At 67.2% G+C, this 530-nt stretch carries 1 pseudogene; it reads left to right on the top strand.

Going from position 1 to position 530, the window contains the following annotated elements:
• Nucleotides 1-122: 122 nt before the first annotated feature.
• Nucleotides 123-530 (top strand): annotated as a pseudogene (locus ACLBYB_RS32735) (IS3 family transposase); the annotation flags it as partial.

The following is a 530-nucleotide window of genomic DNA, read 5'->3' as shown; positions in this document are numbered from 1 at the left end:
AACGCCGGACCGTCCCCTCCGGCTCAAGTCTACGGTCAAGTCGAGACACAAAACGATCCTCTCGTGCGGATCGTCAAATTGCCCGGTCAGATCGCCCCACAGAAGATGGGGTCGGAACATCGCTTACGGTCGACCAGGCCAGGAAGATGAAGGACCTGGAGCGCGAGAACGCGCGGCTGCGCCGGCTCGTGGCTGACCTGTCCTTGGAAAAGCAGGTGCTGGCGGACGTCGCCTCGGGAAACTTATAGCCCCCGAGCGACGCCGGCAGGCGGTCGACGGGATCCGGGAGAAGTACGGCCTCTCGGAACGTCACGCCTGCCGGATCGTCGGCCAGCATCGAGGCACGCAGCGCTACGTGCCGACCGTGCCGGCCGATGAGGATGGGCTGACCCGAGCCATCGTTGCCCTGGCCTCCGAGTACGGGCGCTATGGCTATCGCCGCGTCACCGCGCTGCTGCAGGCGGCCGGCTGGCGGGTGGGCAAGGACCGGGTCCAGCGCATCTGGCGTCGCGAGGGGCTGAAGGTCCCCA

The organism is Methylobacterium sp. D54C (assembly GCF_053345595.1).
Note: the sequence above shows the minus strand (reverse complement) of the source record. Positions and strands in the feature narration are given on the sequence as shown.